This is a genomic window from Methylocystis sp. JR02 (genome assembly GCF_030063565.1).
Classification (GTDB): Bacteria; Pseudomonadota; Alphaproteobacteria; order Rhizobiales; family Beijerinckiaceae; genus Methylocystis; species Methylocystis iwaonis.
Window position 1 is genome coordinate 1722681 of the sequence record NZ_JASIRC010000001.1, and the last position, 18114, is coordinate 1740794.

The window sequence follows — 18114 nt, forward strand, 5'->3', positions numbered from 1 at the left end:
GCCTTGATTTAATGCGGGCCTGAAGGCCCGCGGTCCGGACCGCGCGCCTTCAGGCGCGCCGGCCCTTAATCATGATCGGCCGGCTCGGCATGGCCAACAATGCGCAGGATTTGAGGATATTCCTCGCGCATCCGGCGCTCCAACCCGTCGACCGCTTCATGCACCGTCTCGACGGGCACGCTGGCGTCGACCGCGCAATGATAATTCACGACGAGCCCGCCGGAGGTTTCGCGCACGCGCACATCGTGCACATTGGCGATATAGCCGACTTGCTCGCTGTGGCGGTCGAGCGCCGCCGCGATCTCCCGCGCAAGTTCATCCGGCGCGTCGCGGCCGACGAGCACATGCGGCGCCAAGGGCTCAATATGCGTCTCGATCTCGACGTCTGCGCCGAATTCGTCGTGGATGGCGCTTTCGAAATCCGTGGCGATGGCGTGGGCGCGCCCCATCGGCATGACGCCGTCGAGCTCTATGTCGAGGCCGATCGACAGGCGCTCGCCGATCTGCTGGGCGATGACGTGATGCGCGGTGATATGGCGGCGCGCGGCGACGAGCATGATGCGCTCGACCACCGTCTCGTCGTCGAGCGCCCTGGCGTCGGCGGTGATGGTCACGCGCGCATGCGGGACGGCGGCGAGAATCGCTTCCGAGACGGCCGCCTTGATGCGCGCCGCCTGCTCGACGCGCAGCGTGCGCGCGACGCCGATCGTCGCGTCGCCGATGATCTCCGCCCCAGCGCTGCGCAGCCGCAATTCGTCGAGCGTGATGACGCCCGGCACGTTCAGGATCGCCCGCTCGATATGCGGCGTAAGATCGCCCGGCGCCACGTCGACCAGAGTGTCGATCGTGCGCCGCCCGAGCCGGTAGCCGGCGATGGCGATGAAGCCCGCCACGCCGAAGGAGGCGAGCGCGTCGCCCTGCGGAAAACCGAAATGCGCCGCCGCCACGCCGATCAGCGCCAGAGCGGACGACACGAGATCGCTGGCGAAATGCAGGGCGTCGGCGGCGAGCGCGTCGCTGCGCTCCTCCCGCGCGATCTCTGCCAATTGGCGTGAGCGCACGAAATCGATCAGGATAGACGCCACGAGGACGCCATAGGCGGGCCAGCCGGCGTCGATCGTCACCTGCTCTCCGCCGAGGCGCCTGATCGCCTCGCCGACAACCACGAGCGCCAGGCCGAACAGCAGGCCGGTCTCGACAAGCGCCGCGAGCGCCTCATATTTTCCATGTCCGTAATGATGTTCCGCGTCCGCCGGCTTCTCCGCCTCGCGCACCGCAAAATAGGTCAGCGCCGTCGCGCCCGTGTCGACAAAGGCGTGGCCAGCCTCGGAGAGCAGCGCGAGCGAGCCGGACCAGAGGCCGGCGGCGAGCTTGGCCACGGCGAGTAGCGCGCTCGCGGCGATGGAGGCCTTGGCTGCGGCGATTTTCCGGCTGGCGCCGTGGGCGTCGAGCGCCCTCGTCTCGGTCATGGGAGGTTGCCTGCGAAGATTGACGCGCTTTGCCTAGCAAGAGGCGGCCCCGGCCGCAAACGCCGCTTGTGGATCGCCGCGGCGGAACGACTCACCCTCGGCCACGCACAAGCCGGCGCGCCGGTGCTAGGATGCGCCATCAACAGGAGTTCACGCATGAAGTTTCTGCATACGATGATCCGGGTGGGCGATCTCGACCGCTCGCTGCATTTTTTCTGCGACATTCTCGGCCTCACGGAAGTGCGCCGCATGGAGAATGAAAAAGGCCGCTATACGCTGGTCTATCTGGCGGCGCCCGCCGACATCGAGGAGGCCAAGCGCAGCGGCGCCCCGACGATCGAGCTCACCTATAATTGGGACGAGCACGAATATGCTGGCGGGCGCAATTTCGGCCATCTCGCTTTCGCCGTCGACGACATCTACGAGGTCTGCGGGAGGCTTCAGAAAGCCGGCGTGACGATCAACCGGCCGCCGCGCGACGGCCATATGGCCTTCGTGCGCACGCCGGACGCGGTGTCGATCGAGCTGCTGCAAAGCGGCAAGCCCTTGGAGCCCAAGGAGCCTTGGGCCTCGGCGCAGAATATCGGCGTTTGGTGACGCCGCAGGCGCGATGGACTTTGGAATTGTTGTGCAGGCGCAGCAAAGATTTTTTCACTGCGCCATGAAACTATGACCAGAGTGGCGCGTTGGGACAATACGGAGGCGCGGCATGGGCGCGCCGCGCTTCCTCCACGCAAAAATTTACAACCGCTCGTCGTAGGCGCGTCACAGGCCTCGTATAGGAGCGGCGATACGCGGGGACGGAGCGTGCAAGGCGCGTTTCCGGGCCGGAGGCGAAGGCGCCCGGGTCCGTTGCGGATCCGAGGTTTTCAGCGTGAGCGGTTCAGCGACGGTTCAGTCGCCGCCGCCCAATTTTCAAGTGGACGCCGCGCCCGAGGGGTCGGGCGGCGTAGGAAGCGAAGAGGACGGGCTGAAAAAAGAAAGCAAAGCGGAGGACGATATGCTGGTAACGGATCTGATCCATTCCTGCTCGAACGAGATGGTCGCCCAGGCGGCCCTCAAAAGCATCGGCGGCCGCTTCGCCGAGCGCGTCCGCGTGGCGGCGCAAGAGAAGGGAATGAGCGTCGGCAGATTCGTATCGATTATCGTTCGCGACTTCGCCCGCCGGGCGGATGACGGCGTCCGCGAGGCGCTGCGCGAACGGATCACGGGCGACGACCAGCCGTTGCTCAAGGGCCTGCGCGCGGTGCTCGAACCCGCGCTCGAAGAGGGAGCCCTCTTCGCCGATGAAGGCTTCGGTCAACCCTTCGCAATCAACCTGAGCTGCGCCGGCGCGCATCAGTATCAGTAACGGCCCAAAGGGCTCAACGCGTCGAAGCGACATCGCGCCGCGGTGTCGCTTTTTCTTTATCCGAGCTTGCGCGACGTCATCATGGCCCATTTCCTCGATCAGGCGCAGATCGCCGCCATCCTCTCGACCTATGGCTATTGGGCCATCTTCCTGGTGGTTGCCTTGGAAAGCTCCGGCCTGCCTTTGCCGGGCGAGACCATGCTGGTTGGCGCCGCAATCTATGCGCGGCTCTCCGGCGCGCTCTCCATCGACTGGATCGTCGCGGCGGCCGCCGCCGGTGCCATCATGGGCGACAACATCGGCTATTGGATCGGCCGCGAATTCGGCTACCGCTTCCTGGAGCGCCATGGCTGGCGCGTGGGGCTCGGGCCGGAGAAGCTGCGGCTCGGGCAATATCTCTTCTACAAATGGGGCGGCGCCATCGTCTTCTTCGGCCGCTTCATCGCGCTGCTGCGCATTCTCGCGGCGCTGCTCGCAGGCGCCAACCGCCTGCCGGCCGGCAAATTCTTTCTCTACAACGCGGCCGGGGGCATTGTTTGGGCGCTCGTCTTCGGCTTCGGCGCCTATTTGCTGACAGCGGGTTTCGAGAAGATCGAGGGGCGGCTCGCAACGCTCGGCATTGTCTGTGGCCTGATCGGGCTCTTTGTGCTGTGGCGCTACTATAAGGTCAATGAGGAGCGGCTGTTGCGCGACGCCGACGCCGTCCTCTCGCAACGCAAGCAATAGTCAGGAAAAGCGCGGGCCCCTTTTCGCCGTGGCGAGGGCGTGGGTGAGATCGCGGGCGAGCTCGGCCTTCTGATCCGGCCCCAGGAAGGAGCCGACCTCGACGGTCTCGCCGCGAAACACCAACGCGACGCTCTGCGTGCCGAATTCCTCGTGGACCTTCTGCTCCAGGCGAACCCAGGCGGGATTGAAGCGCCATTCGCGCCGCCAGCCGCCGGCCCCGACCTTAGCGAAGACGAGCTCGACCGGCGTGACGTCGAGCGTCTCATAGGCGCGCGCGTCACGGAAACTGAGGCGGAAGGCGATGAACAGCGCCAACGCATCGAGCCCCATGAAGCCCGCGACGGGCCAGGCCCCCATGAACAGAAATGGCAGCGCGAACAGTCCCTGCGCGACGCAATAGGCGACGATGAAGAGATAGAAGGCGCGCGGCGTCATCGATCGATGCGGCGAGAGGCGCTTGGAATAAATCGGTTCGTCAAAGGGCTCAGCCATGGGCTCTACAGCGCTTCCGTCCCTGCGAACCAATAGATATAACGCGGTCATGGCGGGAAGAAACAGCGAAAACGCACAGTCAAGGAAGCCTACTGTCCGCCGCCGCCTGCCAGCGGCGGAGGCGGCGCGGATCGAGGCCATTTTCGCGCGCCTTTCTGAGGCCAATCCCGAGCCCAAGGGCGAGCTTCTTTATACGAACCCCTTTACCCTGCTGATCGCCGTGGTGCTCTCCGCGCAGGCGACCGACGCCGGGGTAAACAAGGCGACGCCAGCGCTTTTCGCCATCGCCGATACGCCGCAGAAAATGGTCGCGCTCGGCGAGGACCGCGTGCGCGAGGCGATCAAGACCATCGGCCTTTTCCGCACCAAGGCGAAGAACGTCGTCACGCTCTCGCAACTGCTGATCGAGCGCCACGGGGGCAAGGTGCCGCAGGACCGTGAGGCGCTGACGGCCCTGCCCGGCGTCGGCCGCAAGACGGCGAACGTCGTGCTGAACATCGCCTTCCACCAGCCGACCATCGCCGTCGACACCCATATCTTCCGCATCTCCAACCGCCTGCCCCTCGCCAAGGGCGCGACGCCGGAGGCGGTGGAGAAAGGGCTCGAGGCGGTCGTGCCGGAGAAATATCTCCTGCACGCGCATCACTGGCTGATCCTGCACGGGCGTTATGTATGCAAGGCGCGAAAGCCCGAATGCGCGCGGTGCATTTTGTATGATTTGTGCAAGTTCAAGGAGAAGACGGCGTAAAGCTTCCCCGTCATTGCGAGGAGCGTCAGCGACGAAGCAATCCAGAGCCACATTACGGCCCTGGATTGCTTCGCTTCGCTCGCAATGACGGCGGTGGACGACCGTAACCGCTACCCCGCCCCTTCCAGCAACCGCATCGCCGCGGCGCGCGCTTCGTCGGTGATCGCCGCGCCGGACAGCATCCGCGCGATCTCCTCCCGCCGCTCGGCCTCGGCAAGCACGGCGACGCTCGTCGCCACGCGCTTCTCCTTGCCCTTTGCCGAGGCGCCCTTGCTGATGCGCAAATGACGGCTGGCGCGGGCGGCGACCTGGGGCGCATGCGTCACCGCCAGAACCTGCGCCTTGCCCGCGAGCCGCGCGAGGCGCTGACCGATGGCGTCGGCCACGGCGCCGCCGACCCCCGTGTCGATCTCGTCGAAGACCAGCGTCGGGGCCGAGCCACGATCGGCAAGCACGACCTTCAAGGCCAGCATGAAGCGCGCAAGCTCGCCGCCCGACGCCACCTTTGTCAGCGGCCCGGGGCGCGAGCCGGGATTGGTCTGCACCCAGAACTCGACGCGGTCGATCCCCTCCGGTCCGCCGTTCTCGGGCTCGCTCGTCACCTGCGTCGAGAAATGCGCGCCCTCGAGCTTCAACGGCTTCAGCTCGGCATCGACCAGCGCGTCGAGCTTTTTCGCCGCCTTCTGGCGGGCGGCGGAGAGAGCTTGCGCCGCAGCGTCATAGGCGGATTTCGCGGTCGCCAGCTCTTGAGCAAGCTTTGTCAGCCGCGCCTCAGAGGCGTCGAGCGCCGCAATATCTCCAGCGAATTTCTCGGCGAGCTTCGGCAGCTCCGGGATTCCAACCTGATATTTGCGCGCCGCCCCGCGCAGCGCGAACAGCCGCTCCTCGACGCGCTCCAACTCCGCCGGATCGAAACGCGTTTCGGCGAGCGCCTGCTCCAGCGCCTGCTCGGCGAGCGACAAGGCGTCGACCGCCTGCGCCATCGCCTTGGCCGGCGGCTCCAATATTTGCGGCGCCTGCGTCAGCCGGCGTTCCAGCCGGCGCGCGGCGTGGCCGATTTCGACAGCCGGAGCCCGGTCATCCGCGAAAACCGCGAGCGCGTCGCGAATGTCGGTCGCGACCTTCTCGGCGCGCTGCATGAACAGCCGGCGTTCGGCGAGCGTCTCCTCCTCGCCCGGCTCGGGGGCGAGCTTGGTCAGCTCCTCATGGGCGTGGCGCAGATAATCGGCGTCGGCGCGGGCCTTGGCGATGCGCGCCTCCTCATCGGCCAGAGCGCGCCGCGCCGCCTGCCAGGCGCTGTGCCGGCCGCGCACCTCAGTGGCCTGACCGAGCAGCCCGCCATGGGCGTCAACCAGCGTGCGATGGGCGCTCGGATCGACGAGCGCGCGATCGTCATGCTGGCAATGGATTTCCACCAGCTCGCGGCCAATGGCGCGAAGCGCCTGCGCCGTCGCGGGCTGGTCGTTGACGAAGGCGCGCGTGCGCCCGTCCGCCGCCTGCACGCGGCGCAGCACCATTTCGTCCTCGCTGGCGAGGCCGAATTCGCGGGCGGCGAGATGGGCGGGATGGTCCGGGACGAGATCGAAGACAGCCGTCACCTGGCCCTGCTCGCTGCCCGCGCGCACGAGCGAGGCGTCGCCGCGCCCGCCGAGCGCCAACACGAAAGCGTCGAGCAGTATGGACTTGCCGGCGCCCGTCTCGCCGGTGAGCGTCGTCAGTCCCTGCCCGAAATCGAGATCGAGCGCGTCGATAAGCACGATATCGCGAATGGACAGGCGGGTGAGCATGACGCTGACTTTATCGCTCCGGCGCGCGAACCGCATGCAACAGCCCTGCCGCCCGATGGCGGAAGAGCGCGATTCGCCGACGCGCCAAGGTTGGCACGCCCGGCGGCGAAATCAATCGGGACCGCGCGCCTTTAGGCGCGCATTTTTAAGGGGCGAGCCTGAAGGCTCGCGGTCCAGGCAGCCTCAGATCGCGTGCAGCGTCTTGCCGACCTTGGAAAGCCAGGAGTCGCTATATTCATGCGGCTCCAGACCGCCCGTTTTCAACAAGGCGTGCGCGTCCTTGTACCATTGCGAATCCGGGTAGTTATGACCGAGGATCGCCGCCGCCGTCTGCGCCTCATTGGTGACGCCCATAGCGAGATAGGCTTCCGTCAGGCGGTAAAGCGCTTCTTCCGTGTGGCGGGTCGTCTGATATTTGCCGAGCACGTCGTGGAAACGATTGATCGCCGCCGGATAATTCTTACGCGTCAGATAGAAGCGGCCGACCTGCATTTCCTTGGCGGCGAGCTGATCGCGCGCCACGCCCATCTTGTATTTTGCGTCGGCGACATATTCGGACTTGGGGTATTTCTGGATCAGCTCGGAGAAAATCTGCAGCGCCTTTTCAGCCGAAGACTGATCTCGCATCACGTCGGGCACTTGGTTATAGTAGCTCATGCCGGCGAGATAAAAGACATAGGGCGTGTCGGGCGAATTCGGATAAAGGCCAATGTAACGCTGCGCCGCCTGGACGGCTTCGTCATAAGCCGGCTTCTCATATTGCGTGAAGACGGTCATCAGCAGCGCCTTGCGCGACCATTCTGACGAGGGATAGTTTTTCTCCACCTCGCCGAATCTCTTCGCCGCCTTCTCGTAATCCTTGGCCTTCAGCCTGGCGAGGCCCTGGTTGTACAGATCGTCGGCCGGAATGTCCGGGGTGATTTCCGTCTTATATTTTTCGCCGCCGCCCAAAAGGCCAAAGCCGCTCGTGAGCGTATCCATGATGTCCGCGCGCGCCGGCGCAATGGCGAGCGCCAGGGCCGCCGCGGCGAGCATAGCGGAAGAGCGGAAAGAAGCAGCGAAAACAGACATTATGAAGCGCCCCTTGCGGCAAAGAGCGACGACCGCGCCGCGCTCTGAAAGCCTATTAGCCTAAACCGCCATAACCCGCCACTCGCGGCCCCGCTCGAGAGCGCATTGCGATACGCATGCGCGCCAGACCCGCGCCGTCTCGGCGCAGGCGGCGCGCGGCGACGGATGATGCGGTTATTAGGAAGGACTTTGTTCTGGCGAGATTATGGCGAAAGACGCCGCCGGCCGCTCCGCGACAACATGGCGCTCGACCAATTCCAGCGCGCCTTGGCGCATCGCCGTTTGCACCAGCGCCACATTCAGCGCATGCCCGCCTCTGAAGGAGCGGAACGCCCCCAGGATCGGCGCGCCGGCGAGCGCGAGGTCTCCCACGACGTCGAGCATTTTATGGCGAACGAATTCGTCGACGTAACGCAGCCCCTCGGAATTGAGCACGGCCTCGCCGTCGAGCACCACTGTATTTTCGAGCGAGGCGCCGAGCGCGAGGCCGCCGCGCCACAGTCGCTCGGCGTCGCGCAGGAAGCCGAAGCTGCGGGCGCCCGCGAGCTCGCGGCGGAAGGTTTCGGGCGTGAGGTTCAAAGCGCGGCGCTGCCGGCCGATGCGGCCCTCGAAGGCGATTTCGACGTCGAGGCTGAGCCCGCCGCCCGCTGGCGTCAACTCGGCCCAACCGGCGCCGTCGGAGACGCGCACGGGCGCAGTGACGCGCAGAAAGCGGCGCGGCGCGGCCAGCTCGACCAGCCCCGCCTCGTCGAGCGCGGCGACAAAGGCTCTCGCGGAGCCGTCCATGGCGGGGACTTCCGCGCCCTCGATCTCGACAAGGGCGTTGTCGACGCCAAGGCCAGCAAGCGCCGCCAGCAGATGTTCGACGGTCGAGACGCGCGCGCCCTCGCCCGAAAGCCGCGTGCGCAATTGCGTGGCGTCGACGCTGCGCCAGTCGGCAAGGATGTCGGCGCCTTCTACGCTGAAGACGATGCCGGAATCGGCGGCGGAAGGCGAGAGCGTGAGACGCGCTGGCGTGTCGCTATGGACGCCGCGGCCGCTGAGCGTGACGGAACGCGCAAGCGATGTCTGGGCGCGAGACTTCGGGCGAATGAGGGGATCCTCCCGGCGAAGGCTGGAACAGGCCCAAGTTAGAGCCACTTACTGGATAATTCTTATCCCAGGGGCGTGGCAAGGCTCCAGTAACGGTTTGCTACCGTTTGTTACAAGCCACGCGCAAAAAAGACAAAGGCCCGCGCTGGCGGGCCTTTGCGAAGCTGCAAAGCAGCTCAGTGGTTCGATTGCCGGCGCAGGAAAGCCGGGATTTCGAGATGGTCTTCCTCCACCGGACGCGGCGCGGGGGCGCGGCGGCCATGGGTGTCGAGCCCGGCGTGACCCGGCGCCTGCGGCGCAGGCGCCGCGGGGCGCTTGCCATATTCCGCATGCGCCGGAGAAGGCTGCGGCGCGCGGGGCGGCATTGGGGCCTGGGGATAAGGCGCGGCGGGAGCGGCCTGCATCGCGTCTTCCTGCCGGCTCGCGCCGAAGGAGGCGAGGCGCTCGAAGATCGACTTACGACGCGGGTCCTGCGACGCCTCGGCGTGGTGCTGACGGATCTGGTCCTGCACCGGCCGCGGGAAATCCTCGAGCGACGGCATGCGCGGGGTGCGCGGCATCTCAGGCGCCGGCGGCACATAAGGCGCCGCGGCTGGCTCCGCCGCCATGCGCGGCGCGGGCTCCGACATCGGCTCGACATAGGCCGGACGCGCGGCGACCGGCTCCAGATAGACGCCATTCGTCGTCATATGGGCGGGCGCAGCCGGGGCCGGCTCGGCATAATAGACAGGAGCCGGCGCCGCTTCGCGCATCTCGGGCTGATAGGCGGGCGCGGGCGCGCGTTCCGGCATCGCGTAGATCTGGGCCGAAGGGGCGGCCTCGGCGACGGGCGCCGGTTGCGACTTAGCGTGCAACTGCTGGCGCAGCCGCTCGGCGGCCTCGGCCATCCGGCTCTGGCTCGTCGGATCCTCGGCCGTGATCGCGGCGAGATCGATGCCCGTCGCGACGACTGACACGCGGATGACGCCTTCGAGCGAGGAATCGAAAGTGGCGCCGAGGATGATATTGGCGTCCTCGTCGACCTCCTGACGGATGCGGCTCGCCGCCTCGTCGACTTCATAAAGCGTCAGGTCGTGGCCGCCGGTAATCGAGATCAGCAGGCCGCGCGCGCCCTTCATCGACACTTCGTCGAGCAGCGGATTGGCGATCGCCGCTTCGGCCGCAAGATTGGCGCGGCGCTCGCCGGTCGCCTCGCCCGTGCCCATCATCGCCTTGCCCATGCCGCGCATGATCGAGCGCACGTCGGCGAAGTCGAGATTGATGAGGCCTTCCTTGACCATGAGGTCAGTGACCGAGGCCACGCCCGAATAGAGCACCTGATCCGCCATGGCGAAGGCGTCGGCGAAGGTCGTCTTCTCCGTCGCGATGCGGAAGAGATTCTGGTTCGGGATGACGATCAGCGTATCGACGCATTTCTGCAGCTCGCCAATGCCGGCGTCGGCGATGCGCAGACGGCGCTGACCCTCGAAATGGAACGGCTTGGTCACGACGCCGACAGTGAGGATTCCCATCTCGCGCGCGATCTGCGCGATGACCGGCGCGGCGCCCGTGCCAGTGCCGCCGCCCATGCCGGCGGTGACGAAGCACATATGCGCGCCCTGCAGATGCTCGCGAATCTCCTCGCGGGCTTCCTCAGCGGCGGCGCGGCCGACTTCCGGCTGGGCGCCGGCGCCGAGACCTTCCGTCACCTGCAGGCCCATCTGAATCACGCGCTCGGCGGAAGAAGAGGCAAGCGCTTGAGCGTCGGTGTTGGCGACGAGAAAATCGACGCCCGACAGGCCAGACGTGATCATGTTGTTGACGGCGTTGCAGCCGCCCCCGCCCACGCCGCAGACCATGATTCGGGGCTTGAGTTCCCTCAGTTCGGGCGCTTTGAGATTGATCGTCATTTGCCAGGCCTCTCGGAATTAACACAGCTCATCGGCGTCGGTTGTCCTTTCCTTGGACGCCCCGTCGCCGAACGCGTCGTCCTCGGTAACTTTACGCAGAGGCCCGCCTCGACAGGCCGAATCGCTTCGGTAGAGAGAATCACTTGCTCCGATTCTAGAAGCTTTCCTTTAACCATCTACCCACTCGCGACATGTAACCATCCGTACCAGTCGCAAACCTTTCGCCGCGATGCGGCTCGAAATATTCGCGCCCCGCGACCTGCGGGTAGACGAGCAATCCCGCCGCCGCCGCGAATGCGGGGCTGCGCGCCGGATCGGGAAGCCCATCGACTCCGATCGGGCGGCCGATGCGCACTTGCCCGCCGAGAATCGACCGCGCACACTCGGCCGCGCCGGTGAGCTGACAGGCGCCGCCGGTGAGCACGATGCGGCGGTTGGGGCCGGACGGATAGCCGGCGCGCGCGAGCCGGTCGCGCAGGAATTCGAACGTCTCCTCGATGCGGGGACGAATGATCCGCACGAGATGCGACTTCGGCGCATAGTGCTTGTGACGGCCGCTCTCGCCGACATGATCGAAGGACACCGTCTCGCGCTCGTCGGAGGAAGACGAGATCGCCGAGCCGTGGAAGGTCTTCAGGCGCTCGGCGTCGGCAAGGCGCGCGTCGAGGCCGCGGGCAATGTCCATGGTGACGTGATTGCCGCCGAGCGTCACGGCGTCGAGATGGGTCAATTTTCCGCGAGCGAAGACCGCGAGCGAGGTCGAGCCCGCGCCCATGTCGATGAGGACGACGCCCATTTCCGCCTCGTCGGGCTCGAGCGCCGATAGGCCGGCGGCGTAAGGCGCAGCGGCCATGCCTTCCACGCCGAGATGGCCGCGCTCCGCCGCGAGGACGAGATTGCGAACCGCCGCCTGATCGCAGCTTGCCACATGGAGATCGACTCCGAGTTCGTCGCCGATCATATCCTTGGGCTCGCGAATGTCCGGCACGCCGTCGAGCGAGAAGCCTGTCGGGATCGAATGCACGGCGACCCGGCCGCGATGCAGGTGATGCGCGGCGGAGGCTTCGAGCACGCGATGGATGTCGCTTTCCGCGACCTCACGCCCGCCGATCGCGCGCTTCGCGGCAAAGTGTTCCGACGCGAGACGGCCGCCCGACGCGGTGACGATCACATGATCGATCTGCGTTCCGGCCATGCGCTCGGCGGCGTCCACCGTCTGCCGGATGGCGCGCTCGGCCGCGTCCATGTCGATCACGAGGCCGTGCTTCACGCCGAGCGAGCGCTGGTGGCCGATGCCGATGACGCGGATACGATGCGTCCGCCAGTCGCGCGGCGCAACGTCGCCGACCGGCGTCAGGCGCGCGATCAGGCAAGCGATCTTCGACGTGCCGATGTCGAGGACGCCGAACGTCGCGGCGCGGCGCGGCGAGAGCGGCTTGAGACGGGGGGGAACAAGCTGGGACTTCATGACTCTACCCACCAGCCTTCTTGGTTTTATGGGGCAACGCCGCTTCTCGCGCCGCCGCCGCTTCTTCTGTCAGGCGCACCGTGACGCGGTCGGCCGCGCGCAAATCGACGGCCATGACGTCTTTGTCGAGAATGCGCGCCTCGCGCTGCAGGCGGATCAGGGCGCCGATGGCGCGGCCCGGATCGGCTTCCGGCAATTTCACGATCACGCCATTGGTCATCTCGATGTCCCAACGGCGGTTGGCGACGAGAACGCCGGCCTTCACGCGCTGCGCGAGATCGCCCATCCCCTCTCTGATCGCCAGGAATTCCGGCAGACGCTTCTGCGCGCCCTCGCCGACAACGAAGGGCAAGCCGAGGTAACGCTCGTCGCGCAGCTCGTCGATCGCGACGCCGTCATCGGAAACAACCGAGATGCGGCCGTCGCGCTGCCAAAGCGCTTGCGGCCGCCGCTCCTCGATCGCGACGACGAGACGGTTGGGATAAAGCTTCATCACCCGCGCGGTCTTCACGAGCGGGATGGCCAGCAAGCGCTCGCGGACGGCGCCGGCGTCGAGAAAGAGCAGCGACTGGCGCGGCGTGACCCCGGCGGCGTCCAAAAGCTCGTTTTCGGTCAGCCGCGACTGCCCGGTGATGGTCACCGCGGAAATATCGAAGCCGAAAGCGCGGGCGGCGATGTCCCAGGGCTGGCCTTCGCGCCGGATCAGCGCGTCATAGCCGCCGTTCTGCAAGGCGCCGGCAAGGCCGACGCAACCAAAGAGAAGAAGCACGGCAGCCAGGCCGACGCCCGGGCGTGCAAGAAAGGCGTAGCGCTGCAGCGCGGACGGTCCATCGTCGCGGCGATGCGGCGGCTGGGGCGGAAGATCGGCGGTGGCGGCGGCGCTGGCGTAGGAGGCGCCCGCGACAGCCGTCTCGGGCTGGGCGAGCGGAAAATGTACAGGCGGGAGGGAAGTCGCGAGCGACTCCCTCAACGATCGCAGGATGCGTTCTCCACCATCCATTTCACAAGCTCGCCGAACGATAAACCTGCATAAGCCGCCATATCTGGCACGAGCGAGGTCTCCGTCATTCCCGGCTGCGTATTCACTTCCAACACGACAAGCTCGCCCGTTCCATCGGGGCGATCGTCATATCTGAAGTCCGCGCGGCTGACGCCGCGGCAACCGAGAGCCCGATGAGCCTCGATGGCTAAATGTTGAACCTCTTGGTAAATATTTTGTTTAAGATTCGCGGGAATAACGTGTTTTGAACCGCCTTTCGCGTATTTCGCGTGGTAGTCGTACCAGCCGCCGTCAGCGGCGAGAATCTCGATCACGTCGAGCGCGCGGTCTCCCATCACGGCGCAGGTAAGTTCCCGCCCCGCCACGAATTGTTCGGCGAGCATCAGATCGCCATGCGCCCAATCTTCCCGCATCAGCTCCTGCGGCGGATGGGCCTGGTCCTCCCTGACGATGAAGACGCCGAAGGAGGAGCCCTCGGAGACGGGCTTCAGCACATAGGGCGGCGGCAGCACATGCGCCTGCGCCGCCTCCAGACGATGCACGACGCGGCCTTTGGGCACGGGAACGCCGGCCGCCGCCATCACGACCTTGGCCACGTCCTTCTTCATCGCGAGCGAGGAAGCGAGCACGCCCGAATGCGTATAGGGAATGCGCAGCAGCTCGAGCACGCCCTGGATACAGCCGTCCTCGCCGAATTTTCCGTGCAGGGCGTTGAAGGCCACGTCGGGCTTGAGCGACGCCAGCACGCTCGCGACGTCATGGCCGACGTCGACCGGCGTCACGCGGTAGCCCTGCTCCTCCAGCGCTTTGGCGCAGGCCGCGCCCGAGCGCAAAGAAACTTCGCGTTCGGCGGAGAGTCCGCCCATCAGCACGGCGACGTGTTTGGTCATGTTGATCTCTTGATTGGCGCCAAAGCAAAGCTGAAAGAGAAGTCTTTGCCTCTGTCGCGCGTTGATCGGGCCGCGCCCGAATCCCTTACCCGGCCGAAGCTATGCCGCCCCCGGAGACGGCGCAACGGCGTCCCGCGTCTTGCGGGTCCAGATTTCGATTTCCTCGGATTGCCCGGTTTTTTCATAGCCATCGAGGACAGTGGCGCACTCCGGCTGCTTGATCGCCCACTCGCGCGTCTCTTTATCCTCGACGATGATGACGTCGGGCTTGCCGCGACGAACATCCTCGGCAAATCCGGCGAGATCGCGACGGCGATAGTCTTGCAGCAGCGCGCGCCGTTCCGGGTCGACGGCGCCCTTCGAGAGATAGGCGGCGAAGCTCGCAACCCATAGCGCATTGGGGCGGCCGACCCAGACGCCGCCGAGCTGGCGCGTAACGGGATGGCCGAAATCGAGCTGGCGCGCCATGGCGATCACACGCGGATGCGACGGCGCAACACGTTCGATCGCCGCGCGCAGGCCGGGGTACTCCTCGGCGTTGACCCAAAGCATGTGAGCGCCGAATTCAAAGGGCGCGGCGATTAGCAGAGGCAGGAAGACGAATTTGAACAGCCGCCCTTCCCGCGCGGCCTTGGCGCGCGGGTCGTCGCCGAGCGCGAACAGGCTCCAGGCGAGAAGCGCCAGCACGACGCCCGGATAGGCGTGATTCATCCAGCCTTTCCCCTGCAAGAAAAAGCTTGCGAGAAAGGCGGCCGAGGCGAAGGCGCAGACCCGCACGGCGGCGGGCGCCACGCCACGCGCCGAGGCGATGAAAAGCGCGCCAAGAAGCGCGACGTTGAAAGGCGCGAGCGAGCGGAAGGCGAGATTGACCGTCGTTTCGCGCGACGGCTGATAAACATCCGCGATCACGGGCAGCGCGTAATGCGCGTAGCCCGGGAAAAACACGAGGGTCGCGACGCCATAGGCGACGCAGACGCCGACGGCGGTGGCCATTTCCGCCGTTAGCAGCAGGCGCGGCGAGCGTTCGCGAAACGCAAGGGCGAGCGCCGGCGCGATGATCGCGAGCGCGAAAAACGGCTTGAAGCAGACCGCAAGCCCGCCGCCGAGACCTGCGAGGATGCGCAACGGCCGGGCGACGCGCCCGCCCTCGGCTGACGCCGCCAATGTCGCAAGCAAAGGCGCCAGCGCCAGAAGCGCCAGATGCTCGCGTTCCGCGAAAGCCAAAGCAGGCGCGACGAGCAGCAGGAAAACCGCTGCGTTGGCGATAAGCCCCCATTCCTTACGCGAACGCGGTGCGCCCGAACGCAGGATCACAGCGCTGAGCGCGATCGACAGAAAGGCGGAAAAGAACACGAGCCCTGCAACGACCGGCTCGGCCGCAAGGCCCAAGGCGCGGGCCAGTTTGATCGCCGGCGCCAGGACGAGAAAGGACGCCGGCGGGTTTGGATCGGTGATGTCGACATAGGGAACGGCGCCGTCGACATATCGCTCGGCAAAAGTGATGAACCAGGACACGTCGCAATCGAGATGGCCGGCGATCTGCTGGCCGATTGCAATCAAGACCAGGGCAAGCGTCGTCCAGGGACTCGCAAGGATCGCCTCGAGTTTCGAGCCCTCGTCGGCGCGGGGCGTGTCCGCGCTCATTTAAGCGACGCCGAGCCTTTTGATTTCCCAGTGTAGCTCGACCCCACTCGTCTCCAGCACGCGGGCCCGCACCGTCTCGCCGAGATTTTCGATGTCGGCGGCGGTGGCGCGGCCTCGGTTGATGAGGAAATTGCAATGCATCTCGCTCACCTGCGCATCGCCGACGATGAGGCCGCGGCAGCCAGCGGCGTCGATCAATTGCCAGGCCTTATGGCCTTCGGGGTTCTTGAAGGTAGAGCCGCCGGTCTTCTCCTTGATCGGCTGCGAAGCCTCGCGCGCCTGCGTGATGCGATCCATCTCGGCGAGGATCGCCGCGCTGTCGCCGGGCCGGCCCTGAAACAGCGCCTGCGTGAAAATCACATCCGCCGGCGCCGAGCAGTGGCGGTAGCTGTAGCCCATATCGGCGATGGAGAAGATACGGATGTTGCCTGCGCGATCGACGCCGCGCGCTTCGATGAGCGTATCCTTTGTCTCGCCGCCATGCGCGCCGGCGTTCATGCGCAGCGCGCCGCCGATGGCGCCAGGAATGCCGCGATAGAAAGCAAGACCATCTATGCCGGCGTCCGCCGCGGCGCGCGCGGCTTTCACATCCGGCACGGCGGCGCCGACGCGCAGGCGCGCGTTTTCTTCAATGGCGATCTCCCCGAAGCCTTTCGCCGAGAGCCGGATAACCACGCCCGCAACGCCGCCGTCGCGCACGATGAGATTGGAGCCGAGCCCGATGACGGTGACGGGAATATCGCTCGGCAGACGCGAGAGGAAATAAGCGAGGTCCGCTTCATCCGCCGGCATGAAGAGAAGCTGCGCCGGTCCGCCGACGCGAAACCACGTGTAGGGCGCGAGCGGCTCATTGGCGGAGAGTTTTCCGCGCAGCTCGGGCATGAGCGGCGCGATGACGGGGGTGAGGTCGCGGAAGGTCATAGACGCTTCCTCCTTCTCCCGCTTGCGGGAGAAGGTGTCGCGCGGAACGCGTGACGGATGAGGGCGGCCCTCACCCGACCCTCGCTAACGCGAGGGCCACCCTCTCCCGCAAGCGGGAGAGGGGAGGAGTCGTGAAGAATGCGCGTCATGCGCTGACCCCGCCCGCGGCAAGCTGCTCCGGCAGCGCATAGGCCCACTGGGTGATGTTCCCCGCGCCGAGACACACGACATAATCGCCCGGCGCCACGATCTCCCGCACCATGGCCGGCAGCACTTCAGGCGACGGCAGGCTCACCGCGCGGCGGTGGCCATGCGCGCGAATGGCGTTGACCAGCGCATCGCGGTCGACGCCGGCGATCGGCTGCTCACCCGCCGCATAGACATCGGCCACGATAACGACGTCTGCGTCGTTGAAGCAGGTCGCGAAGGCGTCGAAGAGCGATTGCAGGCGTGTGTAGCGATGCGGCTGCACCACCGCGATGACCTTGCCCTTGGTGGAGGCGCGCGCGGCGCGCAGCACGGCGCCGATCTCGACCGGGTGGTGGCCATAATCGTCGAAGATCTGCACGCCGTTCCATTCGCCGGTGCGCGTGAAGCGGCGCTTGACGCCGCCGAAGCCCGCGAGCGCCTTGCGGATCTGATCCGGCGACAGGCCGAGCTGATAGGCGACAGTGATCGCCGCCGTCGCGTTCAGCGCATTATGATGGCCGGGCATCGGCAGCAGCAGGTTTTCGAGGTAAGTCGCCTGCGCGGTCTTGCGGTCGCGCAGCAGCACGTTGAAGCGCGACACGCCGCCATCGAGATTGACGTCCAGCAGGCGCACGTCGGCCTGCGGATTCTCGCCATAGGTGAAAACCCGGCGGTCCTCGATCTTGCCGACGAGTTCCTGCACAGTCGGATGATCGAGACACATCACCGCGAAGCCGTAGAATGGCAGATTTTCGATGAAGGCGCGAAAGGCTTCCTTGATCGCGTCGAAAGTGTGGAAGTGATCGAGATGCTCGGGATCGATATTGGTGACGATCGCGACGTCGGCGGGGAGCTTCAAAAAGGTGCCGTCGCTCTCATCAGCCTCGACCACCATCCAATCGCCGGCGCCCAGTCGCGCATTGGTGCCATAGGCGTTGATGATGCCGCCATTGATGACAGTCGGATCGAGTCCGCCGGCGTCGAGCAGCGTCGCGACGAGAGAGGTGGTCGTCGTCTTGCCATGCGTGCCGGCAATGGCGACGCATTGCTTGAGGCGCATCAGCTCCGCGAGCATTTCGGCGCGGCGCACCACAGGCAGGCGCTTCTCGCGCGCCGCGACCAGCTCGGGGTTGTCGCGCTTGATGGCGGTCGAGACCACGACGACGGCGGCTTCGGCGAGATTCTTCGCGTCATGGCCGACAAAGACCTTGGCGCCCTTTTCCGCGACACGCTTCACATTGGCGTTTTCGGCGGCGTCCGAGCCCTGCACCGTGTAGCCGAGATTGAGCAGCACTTCGGCGATGCCCGACATGCCGATGCCGCCGATGCCGACAAAGTGAATGGGGCCGAGATCGCGCGGCAGTTTCATCCCAATGT

General features: G+C 66.1%; 16 protein-coding genes. 4 read left to right on the forward strand and 12 right to left on the reverse strand.

Annotated elements, in window-relative coordinates; translation table 11 throughout:
• Positions 1-65: 65 nt before the first annotated feature.
• Complete coding sequence (locus QNA11_RS08275; protein ID WP_283482647.1) at positions 66-1469, reverse strand: cation diffusion facilitator family transporter; 1404 nt, start codon at positions 1467-1469, stop codon at positions 66-68.
• A gap of 156 nt (positions 1470-1625) precedes the next feature.
• Here QNA11_RS08275 and QNA11_RS08280 point away from each other — a divergent pair, with 156 nt between their 5' ends.
• The 3 genes from QNA11_RS08280 to QNA11_RS08290 all read left to right on the forward strand — a co-directional run bounded on the left by QNA11_RS08280 (position 1626) and on the right by QNA11_RS08290 (position 3546).
• Positions 1626-2066 (forward strand): VOC family protein, encoded by a 441-nt coding sequence (locus QNA11_RS08280; RefSeq protein ID WP_283482648.1) that lies wholly within the window; start codon positions 1626-1628, stop codon positions 2064-2066.
• Positions 2067-2343: 277 nt separating this feature from the next.
• Positions 2344-2820: a hypothetical protein gene (locus QNA11_RS08285; RefSeq protein WP_283482649.1), complete on the forward strand. Its 477-nt coding sequence runs from the start codon at positions 2344-2346 to the stop codon at positions 2818-2820.
• Between the two features lie 81 nt (positions 2821-2901).
• Positions 2902-3546 (forward strand): DedA family protein, encoded by a 645-nt coding sequence (locus tag QNA11_RS08290; RefSeq protein WP_283484179.1) that lies wholly within the window; start codon positions 2902-2904, stop codon positions 3544-3546.
• On the opposite strand, the gene QNA11_RS08295 is transcribed toward QNA11_RS08290, so the two are convergent.
• Positions 3547-4038, reverse strand: coding sequence for a DUF2244 domain-containing protein (locus QNA11_RS08295; protein ID WP_283482650.1), 492 nt, complete (start codon positions 4036-4038; stop codon positions 3547-3549).
• A 49-nt stretch (positions 4039-4087) separates the two neighbouring features.
• On the opposite strand from QNA11_RS08295, the gene nth reads away from it, so the two are divergent.
• The gene (gene nth, locus QNA11_RS08300) at positions 4088-4786 is read left to right on the forward strand and encodes an endonuclease III (protein ID WP_283482651.1); all 699 of its coding nucleotides are present in this window, start codon (positions 4088-4090) and stop codon (positions 4784-4786) included.
• A 110-nt stretch (positions 4787-4896) separates the two neighbouring features.
• Here the strand turns inward: nth and recN are convergent, their stop codons facing one another.
• The 10 genes from recN to murC form a co-directional block, all read right to left on the reverse strand.
• Entirely contained in the window at positions 4897-6573 is a 1677-nt protein-coding gene (recN, locus tag QNA11_RS08305; protein ID WP_283484180.1) for a DNA repair protein RecN, read from the reverse strand.
• Between the two features lie 183 nt (positions 6574-6756).
• The gene (locus tag QNA11_RS08310) at positions 6757-7644 is read right to left on the reverse strand and encodes an outer membrane protein assembly factor BamD (RefSeq protein WP_283482652.1); all 888 of its coding nucleotides are present in this window, start codon (positions 7642-7644) and stop codon (positions 6757-6759) included.
• Positions 7645-7821: 177 nt separating this feature from the next.
• A complete protein-coding gene (lpxC, locus tag QNA11_RS08315) occupies positions 7822-8784 on the reverse strand; it encodes a UDP-3-O-acyl-N-acetylglucosamine deacetylase (protein WP_283482653.1) in 963 nt (320 codons plus the stop codon).
• A gap of 128 nt (positions 8785-8912) precedes the next feature.
• On the reverse strand, positions 8913-10625 hold the full coding sequence (gene ftsZ, locus QNA11_RS08320) for a cell division protein FtsZ (protein ID WP_283482654.1): 1713 nt from the start codon (positions 10623-10625) through the stop codon (positions 8913-8915).
• A gap of 154 nt (positions 10626-10779) precedes the next feature.
• Positions 10780-12093 (reverse strand): cell division protein FtsA, encoded by a 1314-nt coding sequence (ftsA, locus tag QNA11_RS08325; protein WP_202072405.1) that lies wholly within the window; start codon positions 12091-12093, stop codon positions 10780-10782.
• Positions 12094-12097: 4 nt separating this feature from the next.
• The gene (locus QNA11_RS08330; protein ID WP_283482655.1) at positions 12098-13093 is read right to left on the reverse strand and encodes a cell division protein FtsQ/DivIB; all 996 of its coding nucleotides are present in this window, start codon (positions 13091-13093) and stop codon (positions 12098-12100) included.
• Entirely contained in the window at positions 13060-13983 is a 924-nt protein-coding gene (locus tag QNA11_RS08335; RefSeq protein WP_283482656.1) for a D-alanine--D-alanine ligase, read from the reverse strand. The genes QNA11_RS08330 and QNA11_RS08335 overlap by 34 nt, the downstream gene beginning before the upstream one ends.
• 99 nt (positions 13984-14082) lie before the next feature.
• Positions 14083-15627, reverse strand: a complete 1545-nt coding sequence (locus QNA11_RS08340; protein ID WP_283482657.1) for a hypothetical protein — start codon at positions 15625-15627, stop codon at positions 14083-14085.
• Entirely contained in the window at positions 15628-16548 is a 921-nt protein-coding gene (gene murB / locus QNA11_RS08345) for a UDP-N-acetylmuramate dehydrogenase (RefSeq protein WP_283482658.1), read from the reverse strand.
• A 145-nt stretch (positions 16549-16693) separates the two neighbouring features.
• Complete coding sequence (gene murC / locus QNA11_RS08350) at positions 16694-18106, reverse strand: UDP-N-acetylmuramate--L-alanine ligase (RefSeq protein WP_283482659.1); 1413 nt, start codon at positions 18104-18106, stop codon at positions 16694-16696.
• Positions 18107-18114: the final 8 nt, after the last annotated feature.